Raw genomic sequence first — 16195 nt, 5'->3', positions numbered from 1 at the left:
ATGACTACAGCTCTGCAAGAGCAGAATGCACAGTCTTCGGCAGTCGCCGGTCGTGTCGTGCGCGTCATCGGTCCGGTGGTGGACGTGGAATTCCCACGCGAGGCACTTCCGGCCCTGTACAACGCACTCCACGTCGAGATTAAGCTCGAAGCTGTGGCAAAGACCGTCACCCTCGAGGTCGCTCAGCACCTCGGTGACAACCTCGTTCGTACCGTGTCCATGGCACCTACCGACGGCCTTGTCCGTGGCGCCGAGGTAGTCGACTCCGGAGAGCCTATCTCCGTTCCCGTCGGCGACGTCGTCAAGGGCCACGTCTTCAACGCCCTCGGTGACTGCCTCGATGAGCCGGGCCTCGGCCGCGATGGCGAGCAGTGGGGCATCCACCGCGAGCCACCAGCGTTCGACCAGCTCGAGGGCAAGACCGAGATCCTCGAAACCGGTATTAAGGTCATTGACCTGCTGACCCCTTACGTTAAGGGTGGCAAGATTGGCCTCTTCGGTGGTGCAGGTGTGGGTAAGACCGTCCTGATCCAGGAAATGATTACCCGTATTGCCCGCGAGTTTTCCGGTACGTCGGTTTTCGCTGGCGTCGGCGAGCGCACCCGTGAGGGCACCGACCTCTTCCTAGAAATGGAAGAGATGGGCGTTCTGCAAGATACTGCACTTGTCTTCGGCCAGATGGACGAGCCACCAGGAGTCCGTATGCGCGTGGCTCTGTCCGGCCTGACCATGGCGGAGTACTTCCGCGATGTGCAGAACCAGGACGTGCTGCTGTTCATTGACAACATCTTCCGTTTCACCCAGGCCGGCTCCGAGGTATCCACCCTGCTGGGTCGTATGCCTTCCGCCGTGGGCTACCAGCCAACTTTGGCTGATGAGATGGGTGTGTTGCAGGAGCGCATTACCTCCACCAAGGGTCGTTCCATTACCTCTCTGCAGGCCGTTTACGTGCCTGCCGATGACTACACTGACCCGGCCCCAGCTACGACCTTCGCCCACTTGGATGCGACGACCGAGCTGGACCGTGCCATTGCTTCCAAGGGTATTTACCCAGCAGTGAACCCGCTGACCTCTACCTCTCGTATCCTCGAGCCAGGCATTGTGGGCGAGAAGCACTATGAGGTAGCACAGCGCGTCATCGGTATTCTGCAGAAGAACAAGGAACTGCAGGACATCATCGCCATCCTTGGTATGGACGAGCTGTCTGAAGAAGACAAGGTGACCGTGCAGCGTGCCCGCCGTATCGAGCGTTTCTTGGGCCAGAACTTCTTCGTTGCGCAGAAGTTCACTGGCCTGGAGGGTTCTTACGTGCCGCTGCAGGACACCATCGATGCCTTCGAGCGCATCTGCAACGGTGAGTTTGACCACTACCCAGAGCAGGCCTTCAACGGCTTGGGTGGCTTGGACGACGTCGAAGCTGCATACAAGAAGTTGAACGAGAAGTAGGGAGAGGCACATGGCTGACATCACCGCCGAATTGGTTTCCGTCGAGCGCTCATTGTGGTCTGGTCAGGCCTCCATAGTGACGGCTGAGACCACCGAGGGTGAGATCGGCGTGCTTCCCGGTCACGAGCCTGTGATCGGTCAGTTGATCGACAATGGCGTAGTGACCATCCACCCAGTTGATGGCGCGCGGCGCGTTGCCGCCGTCCAGGGTGGCTTCCTCTCCGTTACCCAGGACAAGATTACCGTCCTCGCTGATTGGGCCATCTGGTCCGATGAGGTGGATGAGGCCAAGGCGGAAGAGGATTCCTCTTCGGCTCATGAGCTCACCAAGTCCCGCGGTGAGGCTGCATTGCGTGCACTTCGCCGCGCAGCAAAGGCTGAATAAACCTTGGATTGGTAGGAGAGGGCAGCAATAGCCGCCCTTCCTGCTCTCAGAAAAGCGCACTGGAATTTATCCGGTGCGCTTTTTCACGTTTTCTTTGCCTTTTCTTATTGGCGCGGAGGAGGAATCAGGCGCTACAATCCAAATAATTGTTCTTTCACTAACCAAGGATGGCGTGTGGAGCCCATGAATTCAACGGTTATCTCGGTGGTCCTGTGGGCCTTAGCGTTGGTGGTACTGCTGGTGGTCTTGCTGGCGGCCCTGCGATTTTTTACCCTGCGCTCGCGCGGCACCGCGGTGTTGCTGCGCTCAATGCCGGCGAAGGATAGCTTTTCTTGGCGCCATGGCGTGCTGCGCTATACCGGAGAAGTTGTTGAATACTTCAAACTGCGCTCTGTATTTCCGCGCTATAACCTGTGGTTTAACCGCCTCGACATCACCATTTTGAACTCCCGTTCTTTGGATGATGACGAAGCTTCTTTCATGTCTGATGCCACTGAGGTAGTGCACTTTAGCACTGGGGATGCGGAATACGAGCTGGCTTCCGATGCCCGCGGGATTATGGCTTTCGAAGCTTGGGTCGAGGCGGCGCCGTCCAAGCGGCAACAGCGCTTTGATTACCAGCAGTTGCGAGAGCGAGCCACCCGGCAGTCCAAGCGCCAATAGCGACAGGCTAGGGTAGTAGCCATGCGCTTAGTAATCGCCCGTTGTTCAGTTGATTACGTGGGACGGCTCGACGCCCACCTGCCCTTGGCGGACCGCCTGCTCATTGTCAAGGCAGACGGCTCGGTATCGGTGCATGCCGATGACCGCGCGTACAAGCCCCTGAATTGGATGACGCCGCCGTGTACGGTGCAGGAATCCGTCATTGAGGACGTGGATGGCAATGACACGGGTGAGGTCTTGTGGCTAGTGGAAAACCCTAAGGGTGAACAATTGCGCATTACGATTGCGGAAATCCACGAGGACATCTCCTATGACATGGGCGAAGATCCAGGCCTAGTAAAAGACGGTGTGGAGGCGCACCTGCAGGAGCTATTGGCCGAAAAGATCGACACCTTGGGCTCCAATTTCACCCTCGTGCGCCGCGAGTATCCCACGGCCATTGGCCCAGTAGACATCATGGCTAAAGATGCCGATAACCGGAATGTCGCCGTGGAGGTCAAGCGCCGCGGTGGGATTGACGGGGTCGAGCAATTAACCCGCTATCTGGAACTGCTCAACCGCGATGAGTTAATCGCCCCGGTATCTGGTATCTTTGCGGCGCAAGAAATTAAGTCGCAGGCCCGAACGCTGGCTGAAGACCGCGGGATCCGGTGCGTGGTTCTGGACTATCAGGAGCTGCGCGGACTCGAGTCGAAAGAATTGCGGTTGTTTTAATGCCACGGCGAAATAGGCGAAAACCACAGGAATTCCGGCCACTGCCCAAGGATGGCTCCACCTTCTTTGGTTCGCAGACGGTCGAGGGGCCGAGCTGGACCCACGGGGAGCCTTATATGATGCGGCATATTGGCTCCGCGCGGGCGCAAAAATTCTATATTTGCCCGGGGTGTAATCAAAATATTCCGCCTGGGGTTGCCCACATCGTCGCCTGGCCGCGCGATACCGGCAGGCAGGGCGATGACCGCCGTCATTGGCACCGGCACTGCTGGGAGCGAAGGTAGACTTGCGGGCATGATTGTTGCATTTTCAGTAGCACCCGCAGTGGTGGATAATGATTCCGGCGAGATGGCCGATGCCGTGGCGGAGGCAGTCCGCGTGGTGCGGGAATCAGGTCTGCCTAATGAAACCAACGCCATGTTCACCCTTTTAGAAGGCGAGTGGGACGAGGTTTTCGGCACGATTAAAAAGGCCACCGAAGCGGTGCGTGCGGTATCGCCGCGTACCTCATTGGTTATTAAGGCTGATATCCGCGAAGGCGTGAAGAATCAACTGACAGATAAAGTAGACGCCGTGAATCGGCGTTTAGCTAAGGAGGATTAATGACTTCTGCGAATAATGCTTATGTAGGCGGTGCCCTCGATCTCAGCCAGGTCAAGGCGCGTGCGGAAGCTCGCCAGCAGGCACAAGAGCAGCCGGCGGCTGGGCAGTCTAGTGGAGTCCAGCCATTTTTTACCGTCACCGAGGCGAATTTTGAGACCGAGGTGGTGCGCCGCTCCACTGAGGTACCGGTCGTCGTCCTCATCGGCACCTCGCGCTCTACGCAGTCCGACCAGCTGAAGCAGGACCTGCAGGAACTAGCTACGGCTGGCAACCTTAGCTTCCTCGTAGGCTATGTGGATGCGGATGCTACTCCACAGGTGGCGCAGGCTTTCGGCGTGAAGAACCTACCTACCGTGGTTGCCATTGGCGCCGGTCAACCGCTGACCAATTTCGAGGGAGCCCAGCCAAAGGATGCTCTCAAGCAGTGGCTGGATAGCTTGGTAGAAAACGTCGGACCGCAGCTCAAGGGACTTGAGTCTGCACCGGCCGCAGCGGAAGAGGAAGAAGAGGACGACCCTCGCTTGCAGGAGGCAGAATCCTTCCTGAACTCCGGCGATTTCGATGGTGCGATTAAGGTTTATGAGTCCATCTTGGAAGCGGAACCGGATAATACGCAGATTAAGCAGGCCCGAGACACCACCAAGCTTCTCAAGCGGTTGGATCCAGCAAACCAAACCGAGGACCCGATTGCTGCTGCAGATGGGGATAAGGGGGACATCGATAAGCAAATGCGCGCCGCTGACGCAGAAGTGGTGGCAGGTGCCCCAGAAAAGGCCTTCGACCGCCTCATTGAGACCATGAAGGTCACCGCAGGCGATGAGAAGGCGCAGCTCAGGGAACGCCTGCTCGAGCTCTTCGGACTTTTTGCCGGCAATGATCCGCGCGTTCTTGAAGCGCGTACGAAGCTGGCAAGCGCGCTGTATTAAAGTCGGCGGAGCTGTGTCAATTACTACGGGCGGTGAATAGATCAGTCACAATGGAAGGCGTGAACGACGTAACCCCAACTGATCAAGACTGGCTCATCGACTTCCGCGGCGTGGAGCTTCGCCGCGGTGGCAAGAACTTGGTAGGGCCCGTGGACTGGCAGGTCGAGCTCGATGAACGCTGGGTCATCATCGGGCCGAATGGTGCCGGAAAGACCTCCCTGGTACGCATGGCGGCCGCGGAGGAATTTCCTTCCAAAGGCACGGCCTTTTTGATGGGCGAGCAAATTGGCAGGACCGATATGCGTGACCTGCGCGCACTGATTGGTCTATCCTCTGCCGCCGTGCAATCGCGCATTCCCGCGGATGAGCGGGTCTACGACCTCGTTATTTCCGCCGGTTATGCGGTTTTGGGTCGGTGGCGCGAAGAGTACCAAGACATGGACTTTTCCCGCGCCGATGACATCTTGGCCCAGGTCGGTGCCAGCCACTTGAAGGATCGCACGTGGGCCACGCTTTCGGAAGGCGAGAAGAAGCGCGTCATCCTCGCCCGCGCTTTGATGTCCAATCCGGAGCTGCTGATCCTGGATGAGCCTTCTGCCGGCATGGACCTCGGCGGGCGCGAGGACCTCGTGGGGTACTTGGGCGATCTCGCGATGGATCCGGATGCCCCAGCCATCGTCATGATTACCCACCACGTGGAAGAAATCCCGTATGGCTTTACCCACGCGATGCTTCTGGATGAAGGCAAAGTGGTAGCAAAGGGTCTCATTAACTCCGTGCTGACCTCGGAGAACCTGTCCCAGGCCTTCCACCAACCCATCCAAGTGGATCGCATTGGGCAGCGATACTTTGCCCGCCGGACATCTTAATGACCAACGAGATTCATGACCAGCTCGATGCGATCGACGCCAGCGATACCACCGGGTTTAACGGTGGGCGCATGGCGGCGACTGTGCTCTTGCTTCGCGATGGCCCCGGAGGGCTCGAGGTCTGGGTGCAAGAACGCGTAAGCACCATGCGGAACTACCCGGGCCATGCCGTATTTCCTGGCGGTGGGGTAGACCCGCGCGATTTCCCGCCGCGTTCGTGGGATTCCGGTGAGTTGTGGGCCGGAAAATCTGTCGTGTCTATGGCGCGGCGGATGGGCGTGACCAAGTACAAGGCCCACGCCTTGGTCTTTGCCGCGGCCCGCGAGCTCTTTGAGGAATCCGGTACGCTGTTTGCGATCCGGGATGACGGCACGATTTCTAATGCGCGCCGCTATCACCGCGAACGTAGGCTCTTAGAAGACCACACCATTTCCTTTACCGAGTTTCTTAGCAATAACGGGATGCGCGTCGATGCCGATATGCTTCTTCCATGGGCCCGGTGGGTGGGGCAAAGCAAAAACCATTGGTTCGATACTTTTTTCTTCGTCGGTCTGCTACCGAGCGGGCAAGAACCGGACGGGGACACGCATGAGGCCGATGATGCTGGGTGGTTTTCGCCGCAACTTATCTTGGAGGGCTGGCGGGCCGGACTCGTCCGCCTCGTAGTTCCCACGTGGGCGCAAATGCAACGGTTATGCAAGTACTCCACCGTCCAAGAGGTGCTTGATGATGCCTCTTCGTCCGACCTTCGCCCCGTTATCGGCGACCTCCGCGACGATCCGCAACTCGCGGAATATTTCGCGACCACCCCTACAGAGCGAATATGAGCTTTAACATTGATGAAGTCCGTTTCTTAAGCGAGCATAACGCCGAACTTTCCAGCTGGGACTTGGAGCTGAGCAAGGCTTCGCAGCTGAAGGATCTGGAAAAGCTGAAAGCGGCCTACGGCGATTATGCGCGCTGCGCCATGGAGCTACTTACTGCCCGGCGGGGCGGAAAGCTGCCTGAGACCTGGCTTATGGATGCCGATTCTGCCCAGCAAGCCACCCCGCTGCCTGTTGCGCGCTATCGCTCAGAATTCCTGCAGCAGAAAGGGATGCGCACCGTCCACGATGTCACGTGTTCCATCGGCACTGAAGGCTACGGATCGAGCCTTGACTATTTCGGCTCCGATATCGACGCCTCGCGCATTGCCATGGCCCGGCATAATTTGGATTCTGACTCGTTCTTTCAAGCAGATGCGCTCACTACGACCACTACGGCTGATGTCATTATCGCCGATCCCGCCCGCAGGAAGGCAGGGCGGCGGATTTCCCGCCCGGAGGATTTGCTGCCACCGCTGCCGGACCTAATCGCTGCGCACAGGGACGCACACCTGGCCATCAAGTGCGCACCCGGTCTCGATTTCAGTGACTGGGACGGATTGGTCACCGTAAGCAGCGTCAATGGAGCAGTTAAGGAGGCGTGCCTCTACACACCTGGCCTCGGCACGGGCAGGCACGCGGTGATGATTCAGGGCGAGTCAGTTGACGTCCTCACGGATGAAGAGCACAACCTGCCAGAGGCGGGCGAGATCGGTACGTATCTCATTGACCCCGATGGGGCAGTGGTGCGCGCGGGCCTCGTGCAGCATTATGCGGCGCGCGAAGGATTGTGGCAGATCGATCCGCGGATTGCGTACCTAACAGGGGATCGCATCCCGCAGGGAATGTCGGGATTTCCATTCATAGAAAAGGTCCCCCTAAAGCGCCTAAAATCGGTACTAAAATCTTATGATGCAGGCAGCCTAGAAATCCTTGTGCGCGGCGTAGACGTGGACCCTGATCAGCTAAGAAAGCAGATGAAGTTGAAGGGATCGCGGCCATTCGCGGTCATCATTACGCGAATTGGCTCACAGGGTATCGCGTTGCTTTGCCAACCCCGAGTATTATCGTCCGAAGAGAATTACGCAACATAAATCTATCGGAAAGGTGAGTGCCCCCAATGCCAACGATTGTGGCTCTGGTCAAGCATGTACCGGATACGTGGTCCACCAAATCTCTGGAGGATGACCACACCCTGGATCGCACCTCCGTGGACAACATCATTGATGAGATTAATGAATACTCCGTGGAACAGGCGCTACGCCTGCGCGATGATAATCCGGATGAAAACTACCGTGTTGTCGCTTTAACGATGGGCCCCGCACAAGCAGACGAGGCCCTCCGCAAGGCCCTTGCGATGGGTGCAGATGACGCGGTCCTCGTATCTGACGACGCACTGGCCGGCGCCGATGCACTGTCTACCGCGTGGACCCTGAACGCAGCGATTAACACGCTAGAGGATGTCCAACTGATCACCTTGGGCAATGAGGCTTCCGATGCCTCGACCGGAACGCTGGCTGGATTGCTCGCTGAATACCGCCAACTGCCCGCCTTGACCGAGCTGCACCAGGTAGAACTTTCGGGCAGCGCGGTAAAAGGCAGCCGCGAAGACGCCCGCGGAACCTGGGAGCTCGAGGCCGCCCTTCCTGCGATTGTGTCCGTCACCGATAAGGCTGATAAACCGCGCTTCCCAAACTTCAAGGGGCTTATGGCCGCTAAGAAGGCACAAATCACCACATTGAGCGTGGCCGACCTAGGCATTGATGCCATTGCACCAACCACGACGGTCACTTCTTCTTCTAAGCGCCCACCGCGCACGGCCGGCGAGGTTATCTCGGAGCCACAGCCGCAGGATGCTGCGAAGAAGATTGCTGACTTCCTTGCCGCAAAGAACTTGATTTAGGAGTAGAAATGTCTCACGTTTACGTACTTGTTGAACACGATGCAGACAGCATTCTCCCCGTTACCGGTGAGCTCATTACCGCCGCACGCGAATTGGGGACGGTGTCTGCGGTGGTCATCGGAAAGCAGGCAGATTCCTTCGATGCCGAGCTAGCCGCCCTCGGTGCCGCCCAGGTAGTGCAGGCAACGGCGGAGGATTATGACCAGCGCCTGGTGACCCCTGAGGTTGATGCTTTGCACGCCTTGGGCGCAGCCAATCCGGCGCCCATCGTTCTGGCCGCCAGCCCGACGAATAACGAGATTGCGGGCCGCTTGTCCGCCCGCTTGGCCTCCGGTGCGCTCGTCAATGTGGATTCCATTGAGGCGGATGGGTCTGCAACGATGACCATTTTCGGCGGCACCTACGAGACCACTTCGCAGGCCATTGGCAGCTGCCCGATTTATACCCTGCAGCCGGGTTCCGTTGCGGCGGAGCCCCAGCAGGTGGAAACTCAGGCGGCCCCAATGCCACTGCCTGCGGCAACCGAGAAGGATGTCAAGGTTAATTCCTTTACTTCGGCCGAGAAGTCCGCCCGTCCCGAGCTCACCGCAGCCAAGGTTGTGGTTTCTGGCGGCCGCGGCGTCGGCGATAAGTTCGGCGAGATCGTAGAGCCGCTTGCCGATGCCCTCGGTGGCGCCGTCGGTGCCACCCGCGACGCCGTCGATGAAGGCTTCTACGACGCTACCCACCAGGTGGGCCAGACAGGCGTGACCGTGTCGCCAGATCTCTACATTGGTTTGGGCATTTCCGGTGCCATTCAGCACACCTCGGGCATGCAGACCTCCGGCACCATCGTGGTGATTAACCAGGACCAAGATGAACCGTTCTTCCAAATCGCCGATCTCGGCGTCGTCGGAGACCTGCACGAAATCGCCCCAGCTTTGACCGAGGAATTGAAGGCGCGCCAGTAATGCCGCACTATTTCGACTACGCAGCAACCCAGCCGATGCGCCAATCCGCCATCGACGCATGGGTTGCCGCCTCCGGATCGCTCAACTCCAGCGCGCAGTACGCCTCTGGCCGTAGGGCCCGTTCCGTGCTTGACGATGCCCGCGAGAAAGTCGCCTCCCTCCTTGGGTGCGAAGCCATCGAGGTCATTTTTACCTCCTCTGGCACCGAAGCGGATAATATCGCTATCCAGGGGCTTTATGCGGCGGGAAATACCAACCGCGTCATCTCGACGGATATTGAGCACCCAGCGGTACGCGATACCGTGAGCAAGCTTGCCCAAGGCGGCGCAACCGTGGACCTGCTCCCTGTGGACCGCAGCGGGCATATCAGCGATGGGGGCGCCTTCGCGGAACCTGCCGATCTTGCCACCTGCATGTGGGCCAATAACGAAACCGGTGCGATTCAGCCCATCGAGCATCTCGCATCCCTCGCGCAACAATCCGGTATTCCCATGCACGTGGATGCGGTGCAGGTAGCGGGCAAGCTGCCCATCAATTTTGCGGAATTGGGCATCACAACGCTTGCCGCCAGCGCCCACAAGTTTGGCGGCCCGCGCGGTATTGGCGTGCTTTTGGCCAAGCGCACCCCTGCGCCGCAGCCGATTTCCTTCGGCGGCGGGCAAGAACGCGGACTTCGCCCTGGCACGGTAGACGTAGCTAGCGCCTCCGCGCTCGCCGCTGCGTTGGAGGAGTCGATCGCAGAAAGCGCTGCCGAGGGCGAGCGCATCGCTGCACTTCGGAGTAAGCTGCGGGATGGGATCCTCTCATCCATCGACAACGTTGTAGTGAATTCCACCGAGCCATGCTTGCCGTCGCACCTACACGTTTCTTTCCCCGGCACCGATGGCGATAGCCTCATCATGTTGCTGGACTCGCTGCAGATTGAGGCATCGACTGGCAGTGCCTGCAGCGCAGGCGTCAACCGCATGTCCCATGTGCTTTCTGCAATGGGTGTCAGCGAGGAAGAAGGAATTGGGTCCCTCCGGTTCACTCTGGGACGCCTTACTTCCGAAGACGATGTGGATTACGTGCTCGCGCATTTACCAGAGGTCGTCGCCCGAGCCCGCACGGTTTAAGTATCAGCCCTTTCTTTGGCAGCATTCCTCCGGGCGGCGATTGCCTGGGCAACGGTCAGTGCCCAGTTCCTATTCTTCGTCGCTAGCGGACCCTGCGGCTCATCGTATTCCCACCGTCCGTCTTGGAAGAGCCAGATGATATCCCCGCTGTGCGGATCCATGATGTAAAAGGCGCTTTTATCCGTCTTTACGTTGTGGTGGTGCTGGCATAGTGAGGCTAAATTTCCAGCCGTCGTCTTTCCTCCCTCTGAGAAATCGATCCGGTGGTCTTTTTGGCACCTGTAGGCCGGGCGGTTGCACCCAGGCCAGCGGCACACACCATCGCGACCCTCCACATAGGCACCGATGAGCGATGGAGTGGAGTAGGCCGGGCTTACCCTTGTTGCCGCCTGGTCCATGTCCCGGGTAGTGGTCGGTGTTAGACGGTCAGCGGTATCTGGGTGAACCCACCCGTAGCCATGGATAAATCCTGGAGCCGCTTTTACGTCGCTGGCGCGGTACATATAAAGGTGTACCTGAGATTTATCTTCGATGGTTCCGAGGATCAGCTGGGCCAGTGCATCGGCCTTACTGAGTCTGTGCCCTTCCGAAGTACGCTGAACAACCTCGTCAATGAGGATGAGTGTATCTTCATCGAACTCTACGTTTAACCCTGCTCGTCCGCCCGCGGTGGGGTAGATGAAATAGGAGTCATTTCGCCCGTCTTCTTCCTCGGATTCCTTATCACCTGTGGTGTCTGGGGATTCCATGGTGATAAGCCCATTGAGCTTTCGGCGAAGGGCAGCATTTGATGGAAAGTTTTGACCCGGCTTTGTGGGAGTCAGGTATTTTTCCAATTCGGCGTCTATGCGTTGAAGGACGCCGCTGTCTACCTCGCCAAGTTTGCTTAAGACCGCATCAATGGTGATAAGCCGAGAGAAGTCGAGGAAGTAGTAGGTTTCCTGCAGCAGTTTTGTGCGTGGCAATTCCTCTAAGCGGTATAGCGCCATGGTGATATCCCTCGTGCGCCGTTCGCTTAAGCCGGTGCGACCTGCCAGCGTATGACAGGCAATATCGAAATCAGTTTCTAAACCTGGTCGAATTTCCTTCCAGAGTAGGTAGTCGGATTTTCTATTACACGTGGCACTAACTGCTATTTCATCGTGTGGATCAGTGATGAGGTAGTAGGGTTCCATGGCGATTATCCCCCGAGTTTCGCACTAAGTGTCTAATGTTCATAGGTTTACCATAAGTTATCCGTTTGACTCCCGCAAGCCGAAAAGCGAATATGTGTTCTAAATGGTACATTTCCGCAAAACTGGATAGGGGAGTGAAAAATTCCCACGCGAGGTACGCGTGTTGCAAATGTGGTTAGTGTGAATGATTGTTAGACTCTCGCGCATGACAACTATGAGGGCACTCCGCAAGAGCATCATCGCGGTTATCGCTGCAGTTGCAGTCACGGTGAGCGGGACCGCTGCCGCGCAGGCAGCATTGGGAAACAGCGCACCGAAAGGCATCGATATTGCTGCCCACCAGCACCCCGGTGGCATGCCTATTGACTGGAATAAGGTGAAATCTGACGGCCAGTCCTTCGCCTTTGTTAAGGCCACTGAGGGTGGGGACTGGATTAACCCGCACTACGTTAAAGATATTCAGGCGGCCAATGCGCACGGCCTGAAGAGTGGCGCATACCACTATGCGCGCCCAGCTGGCGATGCGAAGACGCAGGCGGCCAACTTTGCGGCGCAGATTGCGTTGGCGCCGAATCAGACGTTGCCGCCGGTGCTTGATATCGAGGTCTCCGAGGGCAAGTCGGCCTCCCAGTTGGAGAGCTGGATCGAGGAATTTACCTCCGAACTCAAGCGCCTGACCAACCGCACCCCAATGATTTATACCTACAAGTACTTCTGGATGGGCGAGATGAATAACTCCCAGAAGTTCTCCAATATGCCACTGTGGTTGGCGGCATACCAGGATGAAGCCCCGGATCCAGTGGGTGGGTGGAAGAACCTGTCCTTCTGGCAGCGCTCTGGATCGGGCAAGGTCGCTGGTATTCCTACCGATGTGGACTTGAACCTCTTTAATGGCTCGAAGCAGCAGCTAGAGTCTTTTAGCGGCGGCAATTACGTCGATATCGGCGGCGCGCTCGATAGCCTCGTCCTCGACGATGGTGTGGACCTTAGCTCCGATAGCACGCCGGTGATTGGTGCAATCTTCGCCCTTGCGGCTGGCCTCATTGCAATGCCCCAGCTTGCCGATGCCGCCAAAGACGCCGGCCTCGATGCCCAGGCTGCTGAGGGCTTGGCGGCCTTTGTGAAGGCCTTGGAAGAGGAAAACGCTCTACCTCTGAAGCAACTTGGCAAGATGGCGGTTGGTGACTTCACCGTGGGCGACTTGGCGACGCTGCTAGAAAACGCTGGCCATGTCAATGGCGTCGACAAAGGTGAGGTCTCTGGAGCTCAGGTAGAAGAAGCTAAGGATGCCGCGAAGAAGGCCGGTGCCGATGTCCCCGACTTCGATGCTAATCAGGTGGCCGAGCTGCTCAATCGTGTGCTGAAGTAGCTCCCGCAAAGAATTTACGGGTCCAGCTTTCATCCTTGAAGTGAGCTGGGACGGCCCCACCTAAGAGTGCCTTTGCCAGCTGAGCGGCTTGTACCGAACCCTCAGCTGGCAGTTCTGTATCTGAGGCCAGCAAGATGATGTTTCCATACCGGCGCCCTTTGAGCATGGGCGGGTCGGCGATGACGGCGAGGTGATCGAAAACCTCAGAAAGCCCGGCCAATTCTTTCTTCGCCAACTGGAGGTCCGAGTGATCGCCGCAGTTGGCCACATAAAGGCCGCCGGCAGACAGGGATGATTTAGCCGCTTGGAAAAACTCCACAGTGGTTAGGTCTTTCGGGGTTTTATCCCCAGCGAAGACATCGCGAATAATGATATCGCGGCTGGCGGGAAGAAAACCTTCGGTTTCTTTTCGGGCATCGCCGGGGCGGATCTTGACGGTGGGGGAACGGGGGACATCGAAAAGCTCGCGGACCAATTCTCCCAGTTTGGCATCGAGCTCGACCACCGTATGGCGGCTGTTCGGCCACAGGTCGGCGAAGTAGCGCGGGAGTGAGCAACCCGCCCCGCCGAGGTGGGTAACACGCAGTTTATTGGGCGAGACCGTATTAAGGTATTCCACCGCCGCTGCGATCCAGCGCATGTACTCAAAGTCGAGTTCCTGCGGCTCGCCCAGCACGATATGGCTGCTAGGAACGCCATTGACGTTAAGGATATAGGCTCCGTCGCGGAATTCATCCGGCACAACCTCGGCGGTGCCGGTGGATATCTCGTAGGTCCCGGTGATGCCTGACCTGTTCGCAGCTCGCTTTCTACCCATGGGATTCAAGCTTAGGGAATGGAATCGATTTAAGCTGCGTTGGGGCAAGGGAGTACACTTTCGGGCCTGTAGTCGAGGTATTTAAAGGGGAATGCAATGCGAGTATTGGTAGCAATGTCTGGCGGCGTGGACTCATCTGTCGCCGCCGCCCGTGCGGTGGAGGCTGGCCACGATGTCGTCGGCGTGCACCTGGCCCTGCATAAGGACGCGCAGCAAACGCGCGAAAAGGCCCGCGGCTGCTGTTCGTTGGAGGATTCCGCCGATGCCCGCCGCATTTGCGATAAGTTGGGCATTCCGTTCTATGTATGGGACTTTTCGGAGGAATTCAAGGAAGAGGTCATCACGGACTTCGTGGATTCCTATGCCCGCGGTGAAACCCCGAATCCCTGCCTGCGCTGCAATGAGAAGATTAAGTTCCGCGCGCTGCTGCAAAAGGGCATGGCCCTAGGCTTTGATGCCGTTGCGACCGGCCACTACGCCACCCTTGATGATGATGGCTACATGCGCCGCTCCAAGGATGAGAATAAAGACCAGTCTTATGTGCTCGGCGTTATTTCCGCTGAGGAGCTGGAGCACTGCTTTTTCCCCATCGGTGATACCCCCAAGCCGCAAATCCGCGAAGAGGCTGCGGCACACGGTTTTTCCACAGCGAAGAAGCCGGATTCTTATGACATCTGCTTCATTCCAGACGGAAATACCCAGCAGTTCCTTGGATCGCGGATCGGCCTTCGCCCCGGCATGATCGTGGACCAAGAGGGAACGGAGCTTAAGGAACATGATGGTGCGTGGAACTACACCATCGGCCAGCGCAAGGGCCTGGACATCAAGGCCCCGGCTGCCGATGGCCGCCCGCGCTACGTCACCGATATCGACGCCGCAACGGGCACGGTAACCGTCGGCGCGCGCGAGGACTTGGCGGTTACCGCCATCCGGGCCGACCGCCTCAAGTACCTGCACCCTGGCATGGACGGCGACTTTGAGTGCGAGGTGCAGGTTCGTGCGCACGGTTCCGTAGTGCCGTGCATTGCCCACGTGGACCGCGCCGCTGATTCGATGCGATTGGAGCTCAAGGAGCCACTGTCTGGCGTTGCCCGTGGACAGGCTGCGGTGCTGTACTTGCCTTCCCCAGATGACTTGGGCGATATCGTCATCGGTTCCGGCACCATCTGCGAGACCGTATAAATGACCGGATTCGCACTCGGGCCCATGCCCGGCACCTCTATGGCGGAGGCAGCGGACATCATTATGGGCGAGACTGAGCTTCCCGCCATCCCGCAGCTACCGGAACGCGGGCTGGGCTCCGATTCGGTGGGGCGTACCGCAAGCATGCTCGAGGCCATCACTATCGATCGCGGCCCCCGTTCGTGGCGCATGACGGCCCGTCCCCAGCTGCTTACTCGCCGCGCGTGGGACCGCCTCGAGCGCGACCTCGATGAGGTGCAGCAGGTGTGGGGAGAGACCGTGCCTCGCATCAAAATTCAGGCTCTCGGCCCCTGGTCGCTGGCGGCCAGCATTGAGCTTGCCGATGGCCACCGCGTCCTCACCGATTCCGGTGCCTTTGCAGAGCTTTCCGATGCCCTGTTGCACGGCATCCGCGCCCACGCTACTGACGTCGCACGCCGCTTCCACGGCGAGGTCGTGGTGCAACTGGATGAACCGCTGCTTGCCGATGTCATCGCTGGCCGCATTCCAGGAACCACCGACTTTGATTCGATACCCGCCGTCCCTGACGAGGTGGCACTCGAGACCCTCCTGCGCTTTGAGGCGGATTATCTTTATTGTCCGCCGCTGTGGTCGGTGGCTGGGGCCGCGACAGCATTCCTCGTTGATGCGCGCTACCGCGACCGCCTTTCTACCCCGGAGCATTTCGATGGGATGGGCGAGCACCTGTCCGAAGGCCGCCGGGTCGGTGTCGCACTTTCCGGCAAAGACGCGCGGGCCGAGGCGATTTCACTTGCCCGCCACCTGGACCGCATTGGCATGCCGCGTGAGTTGCTCGTGGATCACTTTGATGTGTTTCCGGCTGGGGCATCGGCAAGCTCATTGCGCTCTGTAACCGAGACTGCCGCGATCCTCACCCGCGATGCGGGCGACCTTTAAGCGGCGCGCACGAGGCTATCTGTCTTCGGAGACTTTTCACTGTGATCTGTGTAAATACGCCAGGCGACGGCGCCCATGTGTAGGGAACAAGCGGTTACGAGAGCGTACCACCATCCGTAGTTGACTTCCCTGTACCACGGAACTGCGTTACCAATGAAGGCGATTATGACGATGCTGATAATCGCTGACGCGATAAGCATCCCCGGGGAAGATGGTTTTTTGAGCGCTTTCCACGCGTCCCAGACTTCGGATGCGGTGATGGCGGCAAGGATTAGGGTGGTAATCATTGGAATTCCT

The 16195-nt window shown here is 58.4% G+C and carries 19 protein-coding genes; 16 read left to right on the top strand and 3 right to left on the bottom strand.

Features of this window, described 5'->3' with window-relative positions; genetic code table 11:
- The 13 genes from atpD (at nt 1) to ABRP64_RS00120 (ending at nt 10437) form a co-directional block, all read left to right on the top strand.
- Nucleotides 1–1446 (top strand): F0F1 ATP synthase subunit beta, encoded by a 1446-nt coding sequence (gene atpD / locus ABRP64_RS00180; RefSeq protein ID WP_005280201.1) that lies wholly within the window; start codon nt 1–3, stop codon nt 1444–1446.
- 10 nt (nt 1447–1456) lie between these two features.
- Nucleotides 1457–1831, top strand: coding sequence for a F0F1 ATP synthase subunit epsilon (locus ABRP64_RS00175; RefSeq protein WP_023026361.1), 375 nt, complete (start codon nt 1457–1459; stop codon nt 1829–1831).
- A gap of 183 nt (nt 1832–2014) precedes the next feature.
- On the top strand, nt 2015–2494 hold the full coding sequence (locus ABRP64_RS00170) for a DUF2550 domain-containing protein (RefSeq protein ID WP_284852152.1): 480 nt from the start codon (nt 2015–2017) through the stop codon (nt 2492–2494).
- Nucleotides 2495–2515: 21 nt separating this feature from the next.
- Entirely contained in the window at nt 2516–3208 is a 693-nt protein-coding gene (gene nucS, locus ABRP64_RS00165) for an endonuclease NucS (RefSeq protein WP_349864997.1), read from the top strand.
- Nucleotides 3208–3492 carry an Rv1322 family protein gene (locus ABRP64_RS00160; protein ID WP_284784716.1) on the top strand — a complete coding sequence of 95 codons (285 nt, stop codon included), beginning with the start codon at nt 3208–3210 and terminating at the stop codon, nt 3490–3492. Before nucS ends, ABRP64_RS00160 begins: the two co-directional genes overlap by 1 nt.
- Nucleotides 3493–3502: 10 nt before the next feature.
- Nucleotides 3503–3811 (top strand): thiamine-binding protein, encoded by a 309-nt coding sequence (locus tag ABRP64_RS00155; protein WP_284784719.1) that lies wholly within the window; start codon nt 3503–3505, stop codon nt 3809–3811.
- Complete coding sequence (locus ABRP64_RS00150; protein ID WP_349839257.1) at nt 3811–4737, top strand: tetratricopeptide repeat protein; 927 nt, start codon at nt 3811–3813, stop codon at nt 4735–4737. The genes ABRP64_RS00155 and ABRP64_RS00150 overlap by 1 nt, the downstream gene beginning before the upstream one ends.
- Nucleotides 4738–4787: 50 nt before the next feature.
- Nucleotides 4788–5606, top strand: coding sequence for an ABC transporter ATP-binding protein (locus tag ABRP64_RS00145; RefSeq protein WP_284852149.1), 819 nt, complete (start codon nt 4788–4790; stop codon nt 5604–5606).
- The gene (locus ABRP64_RS00140) at nt 5606–6433 is read left to right on the top strand and encodes an NUDIX hydrolase (RefSeq protein WP_284852148.1); all 828 of its coding nucleotides are present in this window, start codon (nt 5606–5608) and stop codon (nt 6431–6433) included. Before ABRP64_RS00145 ends, ABRP64_RS00140 begins: the two co-directional genes overlap by 1 nt.
- Nucleotides 6430–7563 (top strand): THUMP-like domain-containing protein, encoded by a 1134-nt coding sequence (locus tag ABRP64_RS00135; RefSeq protein WP_349864994.1) that lies wholly within the window; start codon nt 6430–6432, stop codon nt 7561–7563. Before ABRP64_RS00140 ends, ABRP64_RS00135 begins: the two co-directional genes overlap by 4 nt.
- Nucleotides 7564–7589: 26 nt before the next feature.
- The gene (locus ABRP64_RS00130) at nt 7590–8372 is read left to right on the top strand and encodes an electron transfer flavoprotein subunit beta/FixA family protein (protein ID WP_349864992.1); all 783 of its coding nucleotides are present in this window, start codon (nt 7590–7592) and stop codon (nt 8370–8372) included.
- 8 nt (nt 8373–8380) lie between these two features.
- A complete protein-coding gene (locus ABRP64_RS00125; RefSeq protein WP_349864990.1) occupies nt 8381–9322 on the top strand; it encodes an electron transfer flavoprotein subunit alpha/FixB family protein in 942 nt (313 codons plus the stop codon).
- A complete protein-coding gene (locus tag ABRP64_RS00120) occupies nt 9322–10437 on the top strand; it encodes a cysteine desulfurase family protein (protein ID WP_349864988.1) in 1116 nt (371 codons plus the stop codon). The genes ABRP64_RS00125 and ABRP64_RS00120 overlap by 1 nt, the downstream gene beginning before the upstream one ends.
- Here ABRP64_RS00120 and ABRP64_RS00115 read toward each other — a convergent pair.
- Nucleotides 10434–11612 (bottom strand): HNH endonuclease signature motif containing protein, encoded by a 1179-nt coding sequence (locus ABRP64_RS00115; protein WP_349864986.1) that lies wholly within the window; start codon nt 11610–11612, stop codon nt 10434–10436. The genes ABRP64_RS00120 and ABRP64_RS00115 overlap by 4 nt on opposite strands.
- 205 nt (nt 11613–11817) lie before the next feature.
- Here ABRP64_RS00115 and ABRP64_RS00110 point away from each other — a divergent pair, with 205 nt between their 5' ends.
- Entirely contained in the window at nt 11818–12981 is a 1164-nt protein-coding gene (locus tag ABRP64_RS00110) for a glycoside hydrolase family 25 protein (RefSeq protein ID WP_349864984.1), read from the top strand.
- Here the strand turns inward: ABRP64_RS00110 and ABRP64_RS00105 are convergent.
- Complete coding sequence (locus ABRP64_RS00105) at nt 12962–13798, bottom strand: spermidine synthase (protein WP_349864982.1); 837 nt, start codon at nt 13796–13798, stop codon at nt 12962–12964. The genes ABRP64_RS00110 and ABRP64_RS00105 overlap by 20 nt on opposite strands.
- A 96-nt stretch (nt 13799–13894) precedes the next feature.
- Between ABRP64_RS00105 and mnmA the strand changes: the two genes are divergently transcribed.
- A complete protein-coding gene (mnmA, locus tag ABRP64_RS00100) occupies nt 13895–14980 on the top strand; it encodes a tRNA 2-thiouridine(34) synthase MnmA (RefSeq protein ID WP_284643707.1) in 1086 nt (361 codons plus the stop codon).
- Complete coding sequence (locus ABRP64_RS00095) at nt 14981–15898, top strand: uroporphyrinogen decarboxylase/cobalamine-independent methonine synthase family protein (RefSeq protein ID WP_349864980.1); 918 nt, start codon at nt 14981–14983, stop codon at nt 15896–15898.
- Here the strand turns inward: ABRP64_RS00095 and ABRP64_RS00090 are convergent.
- Nucleotides 15895–16185 (bottom strand): hypothetical protein, encoded by a 291-nt coding sequence (locus ABRP64_RS00090; protein ID WP_349864978.1) that lies wholly within the window; start codon nt 16183–16185, stop codon nt 15895–15897. The genes ABRP64_RS00095 and ABRP64_RS00090 overlap by 4 nt on opposite strands.
- Nucleotides 16186–16195 lie beyond the last annotated feature (10 nt).

The organism is Corynebacterium sp. KPL4015, assembly GCF_040225725.1.
GTDB lineage: Bacteria > Actinomycetota > Actinomycetes > Mycobacteriales > Mycobacteriaceae > Corynebacterium > Corynebacterium rhinophilum.
Note: the sequence above shows the minus strand (reverse complement) of the source record. Positions and strands in the feature narration are given on the sequence as shown.

Bases quoted from the DNA above. Each gene is read 5' to 3' on its own strand.
- ABRP64_RS00125 (WP_349864990.1), top strand. From the start codon at position 8,381: ATGTCTCACGTTTACGTACTTGTTGAACACGATGCAGACAGCATTCTC.
- mnmA (WP_284643707.1), top strand. From the start codon at position 13,895: ATGCGAGTATTGGTAGCAATGTCTGGCGGCGTGGACTCATCTGTCGCC.
- ABRP64_RS00170 (WP_284852152.1), top strand. From the start codon at position 2,015: ATGAATTCAACGGTTATCTCGGTGGTCCTGTGGGCCTTAGCGTTGGTG.
- ABRP64_RS00150 (WP_349839257.1), top strand. From the start codon at position 3,811: ATGACTTCTGCGAATAATGCTTATGTAGGCGGTGCCCTCGATCTCAGC.
- ABRP64_RS00110 (WP_349864984.1), top strand. From the start codon at position 11,818: ATGACAACTATGAGGGCACTCCGCAAGAGCATCATCGCGGTTATCGCT.
- ABRP64_RS00130 (WP_349864992.1), top strand. From the start codon at position 7,590: ATGCCAACGATTGTGGCTCTGGTCAAGCATGTACCGGATACGTGGTCC.
- atpD (WP_005280201.1), top strand. From the start codon at position 1: ATGACTACAGCTCTGCAAGAGCAGAATGCACAGTCTTCGGCAGTCGCC.
- ABRP64_RS00145 (WP_284852149.1), top strand. From the start codon at position 4,788: ATGGAAGGCGTGAACGACGTAACCCCAACTGATCAAGACTGGCTCATC.
- ABRP64_RS00115 (WP_349864986.1), bottom strand. From the start codon at position 11,612: ATGGAACCCTACTACCTCATCACTGATCCACACGATGAAATAGCAGTT.
- ABRP64_RS00095 (WP_349864980.1), top strand. From the start codon at position 14,981: ATGACCGGATTCGCACTCGGGCCCATGCCCGGCACCTCTATGGCGGAG.
- ABRP64_RS00140 (WP_284852148.1), top strand. From the start codon at position 5,606: ATGACCAACGAGATTCATGACCAGCTCGATGCGATCGACGCCAGCGAT.
- nucS (WP_349864997.1), top strand. From the start codon at position 2,516: ATGCGCTTAGTAATCGCCCGTTGTTCAGTTGATTACGTGGGACGGCTC.
- ABRP64_RS00105 (WP_349864982.1), bottom strand. From the start codon at position 13,798: ATGGGTAGAAAGCGAGCTGCGAACAGGTCAGGCATCACCGGGACCTAC.
- ABRP64_RS00135 (WP_349864994.1), top strand. From the start codon at position 6,430: ATGAGCTTTAACATTGATGAAGTCCGTTTCTTAAGCGAGCATAACGCC.
- ABRP64_RS00120 (WP_349864988.1), top strand. From the start codon at position 9,322: ATGCCGCACTATTTCGACTACGCAGCAACCCAGCCGATGCGCCAATCC.
- ABRP64_RS00160 (WP_284784716.1), top strand. From the start codon at position 3,208: ATGCCACGGCGAAATAGGCGAAAACCACAGGAATTCCGGCCACTGCCC.
- ABRP64_RS00155 (WP_284784719.1), top strand. From the start codon at position 3,503: ATGATTGTTGCATTTTCAGTAGCACCCGCAGTGGTGGATAATGATTCC.
- ABRP64_RS00090 (WP_349864978.1), bottom strand. From the start codon at position 16,185: ATGATTACCACCCTAATCCTTGCCGCCATCACCGCATCCGAAGTCTGG.
- ABRP64_RS00175 (WP_023026361.1), top strand. From the start codon at position 1,457: ATGGCTGACATCACCGCCGAATTGGTTTCCGTCGAGCGCTCATTGTGG.